Below are 8,153 nucleotides of genomic sequence, written 5' to 3' on the forward strand. Positions count from 1 at the left end.
TTTAACTACACGGCTCACTGGCGATTACCGTGACCGGACTTACACCGGCAAGTGTAGTCCAGCTTTGCTGGACACACGCATGATAAAAGGCGGCCTTTACCAGCCGCCTGCGTGCATATCGTGGTTGACCAATGAAGTGAAGTGATTGTTCATGGTGGTAGGCGCATTGAACAGCACCGCAAGCAGGTACTGCTTCATGTTGCGTACCTGGGTGGTGTTCTTTTGCAGACAGTCCATGACAAACTCGATGTGGGAGCTATCCAACTTCAAAAAGCGGGAACGCACGATCTCGTGAGGGAAGTCTGCCCCAGAGATTCGGGTGGTCTTTCGTTTGGCACAGACCGTTTCTACCAACAGCTCTACGATCTCATTTAGGTCATCCCGGTAGAGCGGATAACGCCGCTTCAGACAGTCATACTCGATATTCTCCAAAATCAACTCCCGATAATTTTCTATCTCTGTGACAGACATCGCATCCCTTCCTTTCCGTTCCGGCGGTCTTGCCGCCGCTGTTTCCCGGAAGGGAATGGAATCGGTACTTGATCCATAAGTAATTGTTTTTTCTGTATTTGATTTCTCTATATTTAATTCTGCGGGCTTTTCCGTATCCGGTTTTACCATATCCGGGTTTTCCGTATCTGGTGAAGCCGTATCCGGCTGGGACATATCTGGCTGGGGCTGTTCATAGATGACATACTCGGTATCTGTGATCCGCCCACTTTTATCGCGTCTCTGATGGCGCACGATATATCCGGCTCCTTCCAGTTCACGCAGGGCAGCACCGATGGCATCCACGCCCTCCTTACAGATCTTTGCAAGGCCACGGGTGGTGTAATTCCAGTCCTCTGGCAAAGACAGCATCATGGAAAGCAGCCCCTTGGCTTTTAACGACAGGTTTGCATTTCGTAAATGATGATTGCTCATCACGGTATAATCACGGGTCCGTTCAATGCGAAAAACGGCCATCGACCTCACTCCTTCCGAATTTTGGGTACAAAAAAACCGCAATCCTAATTTCAAAGAATTGCGGTGTTCAACGCTTTTCAAATCTTCTTGCATAGAACCAAAACAGCGGCTTTTGGGGACGCGCCTCTGTAAATGGCTCCTCCTGGGCGAAAGGAAGTGTTTGCATCACACGGTCAATATCCGTTGAATCCATGTCATGCTGAGATCTGCAATCTTCCCGGATTGCTTCTTGAATTTCCTTTACCGTACACATAGTCATTCCTTTCCTTTCGTTGTATGTTTATGAGCGACGGCGTTTTCCCGGTTTGAAATCGAGGATATGTCCCTCAATTACACGGGCGTGCCTTTTGATCTTGATCTCCCGGCGCTGCTGGCTTTGCAGGGCGGCCTGATAACCGTCCTCAGTCAAAAACAGCCGCATTTCATCTCCGGGGCTTCCGTAAGCAGTGCTGGGACGCAGAACGGAAAACTCGATCATCCAGCTGGTATTATCCCAAAACCTCTCTACGGCGAGAATGTTGTGTCCTTTCAGCTCACGGGCTGAAATATCCCTCATAGGCGGCTCCTTTCATCGTTCCTGGTCTCTCTGACGCTTTTTCTGCCATGCCTCCAGCAGCTTGATGATGGTTTCCTGCATCCGCTGGGGCGTATAGCTTTTAGGGAAATACTTCCGCAAGGTGTCAGAGGTAAATGTCACTCGGTCCAGATCACTTTTCTTTTCCTCACCCATGATGACACGCATCATATCGAGGGTCAGATGCCCCTCCTGACTGTATTTCTTGAGCCGCTGGGCTTGGGAAAGGGAAGGGGTAGCCTGCTCACTGTCCATGGCATCCAGCAGGTCTACCTGTTCGTCCTTTTTGAGAAATGACAGCTCATAGGCAGGGTTCAGGGCAATCTTCTTTTCATCTACCATATCCATCAATTCAGGAATCAGCTCTGTCAGACGGATATAGCGAAAAATCTGGTTTTTACTCTGACCTACTTGCTCCGCCAAAACCTCGCTGGACTTCTTCCCAAAATCGTTCCCAACTTGGGAACAATTTTCTTTACTCGGTCTGCCAGCCTGTCTTTTCATGGCATCCAGCTTCATTTTATAAGCAAATGCCCTTTCACTTGGGAGCAAGCTTTCTCGCTGCAAGTTGCTGTCAACCATAATGATCGTGGCGGCATCATCATCCAAATCCCGAACAATGACCGGCATAGTCTCCTTGTCTGCCAGTTCACTGGCTCTGTGCCGCCTGTGTCCGGCTACCAGCTCATAACCGCCCTCCGGGTCCGGTCGGGCAATGGCCGGAACCAGAACGCCATACTGTTTGATACTGTCAGCGGTCTCCATCATGGCTTCGTCATCCTTGACTTTGAATGGGTGGTTCTTGAACGGATGCAGTTCAGACAACGGAATTTCCTGAATCTTTTCCAGCTTTGCATCCTGGCGGCCTTCTTCGGTGGAGAACAAATCATCTACCGAGGCCAGCTCTATTTTTTTCGCGCTGCTTTTCAAGTTTCAACACCTCCTTCGTCAGATTTTTGTAGCCCTCAGCCACCTTGCCACCGGGATCATGGGCAAAAATGCTTTTTCCCTCTGCGCTGATTTCCTTTGCCCGGACAGAATGGGGGATCTCTGTGCTGAATACTTTGATCTTGCTGCCATAGGTCTCCCGCAGGAGCGCGGAGATCTCTTTGGCAAAGTTGGTTCGGCTGTCCACCATCGTCAGCAGGATACCGTCTATCTGGAGCTTGGGGTTGATCTGCCGCTTTACCTTGTTCACCGTGGAGAGCAGTTGTTCCAGCCCTTTGGCGGGCAGATACTCTGCCTGAACGGGAATTATGATCCTGTTCGCAGCGGCCAGCGCATTGACTGTGAGCATCCCCAGGGAAGGCTGGCAGTCGATGAGGATATGGGAGTATTGTCCCTTCAGCGTGTCCAGATATTGCCGCAAGATAGTCTCACGACTCATGGCATTTACCAGGGATACTTCCATACCGGATAACTGGATGTCCGCAGGCATCAGGTCTACGCCCTCTGGGTGGTGCAGGATACCCTCGCCGGGACGGAGCGGCTCATCCATCAGGATGCGTCCCATAGCGTCCGACAGCGTAAAGGGCAGCTTGTCCGGCTGGGGATTGCCCAGGCTGATCGTCAGGCTTCCTTGCGGGTCTCCGTCGATCAGCAAGACTTTCTTTCCAGCCTGCGCCAAACCGATTCCAAGATTGGCACAGGTGGTGGTTTTGCCAACGCCGCCCTTCTGGTTGGCGATGGCGATGATTTGCGTGTTCAAATTAGGTTCTCCTTCCATAAAAAATAGCCGCTCATCAAATAGATGAACAGCTGTCTCAGTGCATAAAAAAAGCTGCCTATTCTTCCAAAATAAGCAGCTCGTCATATTTATTTAGTTTTTACTCCCGAAAAGGTCTTACATAAGAAAAAAGGGTCCTATTTTATGGGGTTTTGATGGGTTGTTACCGTCTGTCGGCTCATACATGAGCCAGCAGCCCCATACAAATATTTTTCTTTATTTTCTCTGACTGTTCACCCACGAAAACGCCTCCTGTTGTAAAAATCTCTTGTTTTAGTATATCACAACAGAAGGCGCCAGTCGAGACACAGGTGTTTATTTCATTATTTTCAATAAATCACCAGAGCGTGTTATGCTATGAACGCCAAGATTTGTTTTATAATAAAATTGTTTTATCTTTACAATATTTGATAACATGATATAATTCATACGTGATAAAAAAAGTACAATAAAGTAACTATTCCACAAAGCATGTAGCTGTGAAGGTACTGAACAATTACACAATAGAACCGGTTGATGCAACGTTATATTTTAGAGCGTTTATCAACAGAAAGTGAGAACTTCCATATGAATCCCTTAAAAAAAATATACTGTCGGATTTTTCAGAATGTATTCAAATTTGCCCTTCCATTCCTGCCATACCGAAATCCTGAGATCATCAGCAGTCTGAAAGCCGTTCCCGATGTGCTGAAAAAGAAAAAATGTAAAAATGTGCTGATTATTACAGATGCAGGAATCCATAAGCTTGGTCTTACAGACCGCCTTGAAAAAGTGTTGACAGACAGCAGCATTCCCTATATCCTTTATGACAAAACAGTAGCAAATCCTACCACTGTGAATGTGGCTGAGGCACTTGAACTTTATCATGAAAATAACTGTCAGGCCATTATAGGCTTCGGCGGAGGCTCCAGTATGGACTGCGCCAAGGCAGTAGGTGCCAGAGTCGCCAAACCTCATCAGTCTCTTGCAAAGATGAAAGGAATCCTGAAAGTGCACAAAAAGCTTCCACTTCTTATCGCCGTTCCAACCACTGCAGGAACCGGAAGCGAAACTACACTGGCAGCGGTAATCGTGGACGCCGAAACCCGGCATAAATATGCCATCAATGACTTCCCGCTGATTCCCCGATACGCTGTGCTTGATCCCAAGGTCACATTAAGCCTTCCACCATTCATCACCGCTACTACAGGTATGGACGCACTCACCCACGCAGTGGAAGCTTATATTGGTAATTCCACTACACCAGGCACCCGTAAAAATGCCCGGGATGCAGTGCAGCTGATTTTCGAAAATCTGGACACTGCTTACACCGACGGAAGCAATAAAGAAGCGCGCCGGAATATGCTCCGCGCCTCTTATTTCGCTGGCTGCGCTTTTACAAAATCCTATGTAGGCTATGTACATGCAGTTGCCCATTCTCTGGGAGGACAATACAATGTTCCACATGGACTTGCCAACGCTGTACTTCTCCCTTATGTTCTGGAAGCTTACGGAAAAACAATTTATAAGAAGCTGGCAGTCCTTGCTGTTGCTGCCGGGGTTGCCTCCAAAGAAACACCGGAAGAAGAAGCCGCATTAAACTTTATCCAGGCGGTCAAAGACATGAAGGCCCGCTTCGGAATCGGCGATACCATCCCGGAAATTCAGGAAGAAGACATTCCGAAGCTGTCCCACTATGCGGACAAAGAGGCGAATCCGCTGTATCCGGTACCGGTACTGATGGATGCACAGGAGCTGGAGAAATTTTATTATATGCTGATGCCGGCTAAAGAGAACACAGTGCAATAAAAGCTAAAGCGTGTTTGAAAAATACCATATTGTCACCTTTATAACATTACATTAGTTAATCTCAATTTAAATAAGATAGTTTAACATCCCCCACTTTATAGCCTTTTACATTATGTAAACTATATTTCAAAACATCAAATAAATTATAAATAATCAGAAAGGACTTTCCCATGACCCAGGAAGCAATCCAGGAAATCATCCGCAAGCAGCGGAACTATTTTTATACAGGCGCTACCTTAAACATTGACTTTCGCATCACTGCCTTAAAAAAGCTTCAAACCTCCATCCAGTCCCACCAGGAGCAGATCAATGCTGCACTGAAGTCAGACCTTGGAAAAAGCAGCTTCGAGAGCTACATGTGCGAGTCCGGTCTCGTTCTCAGCGAGATTACCTATATACTGAAGCACATCCACTCTTTTTCCAAAGAAAAAACCGTGCACACACCACTTGCCCAGTTCCATTCCAGAAGTTACAGGAAGCCGTCCCCATACGGTGTCACCCTGATCATGAGCCCGTGGAACTATCCCTTCCTGCTTACCTTTGATCCGCTGGTAGACGCCATCGCCGCCGGAAACACTGCAGTATTAAAACCCAGTGCCTACTCTCCTGCCACCAGCAATATCATCTGCGAAATCGTCCGTGAATGTTTTCCAGAAGAATATGTGGCTGTTGTTATGGGCGGGCGCCAGGAAAACTCCTGTCTTCTTCAGGAGCACTTCGACTACGTCTTTTTTACAGGCAGCCAGGCTGTAGGAAAAGAGGTCATGCGCCATGCCAGCGAGCACCTCACTCCAGTCACCCTGGAGCTTGGGGGAAAAAGCCCCTGCATCGTGGATAAATCTGCAAATATTAAGCTTGCCGCCAAACGTATTGTATTCGGAAAATATCTGAACTGCGGACAAACCTGTGTAGCCCCTGATTACATTTACTGTCACAGGGAAGTAAAGGATGAGCTTCTGAAACAGATTCAGAAACAGATCCGTAAGCAGTTTGGCAAGTCACCTCTGGATAACAAAAATTACGGAAAGATTATCAACGAAAAGCATTTCAACCGCATTCAGAACCTGATCGATCCTGCGAAAGTCATCTGCGGCGGAAATGCCTGTCCCGAAACTTTACAGATTGAACCTACAGTCATGGATCAGGTAACCTTCGAAGATGCCGTAATGCAGGAAGAAATCTTCGGACCGGTAATGCCTGTCCTTACTTTTGATTCCATAGAAGAAGTAATCCGAAAGGTAAATTCCATGGCTCATCCTCTGGCTCTTTACATTTTTGCCCAGGACAAAGCCATCTGCGAAAAAGTCACCTCTGAATGTGGCTTCGGCGGTGGCTGTATCAACGATGTGATCATTCACCTCGCCACCAGCGAAATGCCATTCGGCGGCTTCGGAGAAAGCGGTATGGGAAGCTATCACGGCCAGAAAGGCTTCGAAACCTTTTCCCATTACAAGAGCATTGTAGACAAAAAGACCTGGATTGACCTGCCGATGAGGTATCAGCCTTATAGACGGATTTATGATAAGCTGATCCATATTTTCTTGAAATAAAGTGTTACTATTACTTCGGCTCGTTGCTCGCGTAAATAAAAATAAGGAGGTCGAAACTATGTGTTTTAATTTCAATAGCTGCACCGAATTATTTAATGCGATTTGCAAAATGTTTAACATTGGTTGTTAATTAATATGACAAAAGAGCCGCATTTTTACTATGAAAGTTCCAAGTCCAAAGTTGACATGTCCCTTTCGTAAAAATGCGGCTCAATAACAATTAATCTACTCCCTAATCCTTTCCACAATACTTCCATTCCAACCTGTGAGATCACTGTCCATAAAATTGGATACAATGGTTCTTGCAGCCTGGCTGTCCAGCATGGTCACAACACAAAGGTACACAGACAAACTGGCAGCCAGAGACAACAGTACCATAAAAGTCCTCTTCTTATCTTTTGTGAACTGTTCCCCGAAAAGTCTTGTGAGCAAATTTCCCTCTCCTGCTTTTCTTATTTTTGATGCGTTATGAGAAGGACGATAGCCAAGTGCCTCGATAGGCGAAACAGCAGCTTCCATTTTTGCAGGTTTCCGGCTGGCAAGAAAGATGGTAATTCCAACACCAGGCTTGTCATGCACCTCCGGTTCACAGTAAAATCTTGTAAAAATCTGTGCCTGCCGCTCTGGTGCAATCCCTTTTCCATAAAAGCCGCCCCCAAAACTCCATATCCTGACTTTTTCAAAGAAAAACAGATTGCCTGGTTTAAATCATAGTCGTCTTGCATATAAGGAAACCCGCCGTCCCTGCTGATCTGTCACACGGTTTCGATAATACTGCGTTCCCTTCATACTCACCGTACCATAATCTGGAAGCATCCTTCTTCTTGGTTCTCCATTTGAGAGCAGGGCGACGATTGATAACATTAACTTGCTTTTCCCATCGCCGGAATCGCCCTGCAACAGAGTAACCTTGCCAAACGGAATATACGGATACCACAGCCATTTCACTTCTTTCGGCTCAATTTCGCTTGCCTTGATAATTTCAAGAGGTACAGTTACATTCATTTCATTTTCAATCATTTTCATAGTTCTTTGTTCTCCTTTTCGATAAATATTTTGGGCAATGCACCACAACACAGCGAAAACTCTGCTTACAGTCATTCCTGCATTTTCTGCAAAGTTCGTTGTAGGTAATGCGGTTTCGATCATTCAGAAACAACGCCCACTCTTGTTTCCGTTTCTTGCTCATTCTCGGCATATCAATCCACCTTTCCGTTTGAAAATAAAAACCACAGGAAAGATACATTAAGCCTTGTTTGTGTCATTTCTCGGGGCGAAAATCAGGGAAAATTTCCTTTCTAAGCCTTTCAAAAAATTGCAAAGTGTTTGTACTAACCTGTGGTTGTGTATGAAATTGTGGGTTTGGGATAACAAAAAACACCGTATTTCTACGGTGCGTTCTGTCAGATATATTCTGTTTTATGATAGCAGAAAACCGGAATTCACAGTTCTTCCATCCTTCCCATCTTCAGCGCCATAACAAGAGTTCCGGCTGCCATCACAAAGACACCAATTTCAATCACATAGATGGGAAGAAGCGCCGGACCTG

Annotated in this window: 9 protein-coding genes and 1 pseudogene; 2 read left to right on the forward strand and 8 right to left on the reverse strand. The window is 46.3% G+C overall.

What is annotated here, in order from left to right; translation table 11 throughout:
• Window positions 1-96 precede the first annotated feature (96 nt).
• The 5 genes from I2D69_RS19060 to I2D69_RS19080 all read right to left on the reverse strand — a co-directional run bounded on the left by I2D69_RS19060 (window position 97) and on the right by I2D69_RS19080 (window position 3,248).
• Window positions 97-966 carry a DUF6017 domain-containing protein gene (locus I2D69_RS19060; RefSeq protein ID WP_158358462.1) on the reverse strand — a complete coding sequence of 290 codons (870 nt, stop codon included), beginning with the start codon at window positions 964-966 and terminating at the stop codon, window positions 97-99.
• Between the two features lie 67 nt (window positions 967-1,033).
• Window positions 1,034-1,219 carry a hypothetical protein gene (locus I2D69_RS19065; RefSeq protein WP_101879408.1) on the reverse strand — a complete coding sequence of 62 codons (186 nt, stop codon included), beginning with the start codon at window positions 1,217-1,219 and terminating at the stop codon, window positions 1,034-1,036.
• 27 nt (window positions 1,220-1,246) lie between these two features.
• On the reverse strand, window positions 1,247-1,522 hold the full coding sequence (locus I2D69_RS19070) for a DUF5720 family protein (RefSeq protein WP_195380391.1): 276 nt from the start codon (window positions 1,520-1,522) through the stop codon (window positions 1,247-1,249).
• Between the two features lie 12 nt (window positions 1,523-1,534).
• Window positions 1,535-2,470: a ParB/RepB/Spo0J family partition protein gene (locus I2D69_RS19075; protein ID WP_158358460.1), complete on the reverse strand. Its 936-nt coding sequence runs from the start codon at window positions 2,468-2,470 to the stop codon at window positions 1,535-1,537.
• Window positions 2,427-3,248, reverse strand: coding sequence for a ParA family protein (locus tag I2D69_RS19080; protein WP_195380392.1), 822 nt, complete (start codon window positions 3,246-3,248; stop codon window positions 2,427-2,429). The genes I2D69_RS19075 and I2D69_RS19080 overlap by 44 nt, the downstream gene beginning before the upstream one ends.
• A gap of 585 nt (window positions 3,249-3,833) precedes the next feature.
• On the opposite strand from I2D69_RS19080, the gene I2D69_RS19085 reads away from it, so the two are divergent.
• Both I2D69_RS19085 and I2D69_RS19090 read left to right on the forward strand, forming a co-directional pair.
• Window positions 3,834-5,054, forward strand: coding sequence for an iron-containing alcohol dehydrogenase (locus tag I2D69_RS19085; RefSeq protein WP_187565459.1), 1,221 nt, complete (start codon window positions 3,834-3,836; stop codon window positions 5,052-5,054).
• Window positions 5,055-5,224: 170 nt separating this feature from the next.
• A complete protein-coding gene (locus I2D69_RS19090; RefSeq protein WP_173718205.1) occupies window positions 5,225-6,604 on the forward strand; it encodes an aldehyde dehydrogenase in 1,380 nt (459 codons plus the stop codon).
• A gap of 225 nt (window positions 6,605-6,829) precedes the next feature.
• On the opposite strand, the gene I2D69_RS19095 is transcribed toward I2D69_RS19090, so the two are convergent.
• The 3 genes and pseudogenes from I2D69_RS19095 to I2D69_RS20360 form a co-directional block, all read right to left on the reverse strand.
• The gene (locus tag I2D69_RS19095) at window positions 6,830-7,183 is read right to left on the reverse strand and encodes a hypothetical protein (RefSeq protein WP_226854289.1); all 354 of its coding nucleotides are present in this window, start codon (window positions 7,181-7,183) and stop codon (window positions 6,830-6,832) included.
• 246 nt (window positions 7,184-7,429) lie between these two features.
• Window positions 7,430-7,681 (reverse strand): annotated as a pseudogene (locus I2D69_RS19105) (AAA family ATPase); the annotation flags it as partial.
• The gene (locus I2D69_RS20360) at window positions 7,617-7,802 is read right to left on the reverse strand and encodes a hypothetical protein (protein ID WP_226854288.1); all 186 of its coding nucleotides are present in this window, start codon (window positions 7,800-7,802) and stop codon (window positions 7,617-7,619) included. The pseudogene I2D69_RS19105 and the gene I2D69_RS20360, both read right to left, overlap by 65 nt.
• Window positions 7,803-8,153: the final 351 nt, after the last annotated feature.

Source organism: Ruminococcus sp. D54t1_190329_F1, from assembly GCF_015551645.1.
Classification (GTDB): Bacteria; Bacillota; Clostridia; order Lachnospirales; family Lachnospiraceae; genus Blautia_A; species Blautia_A faecis.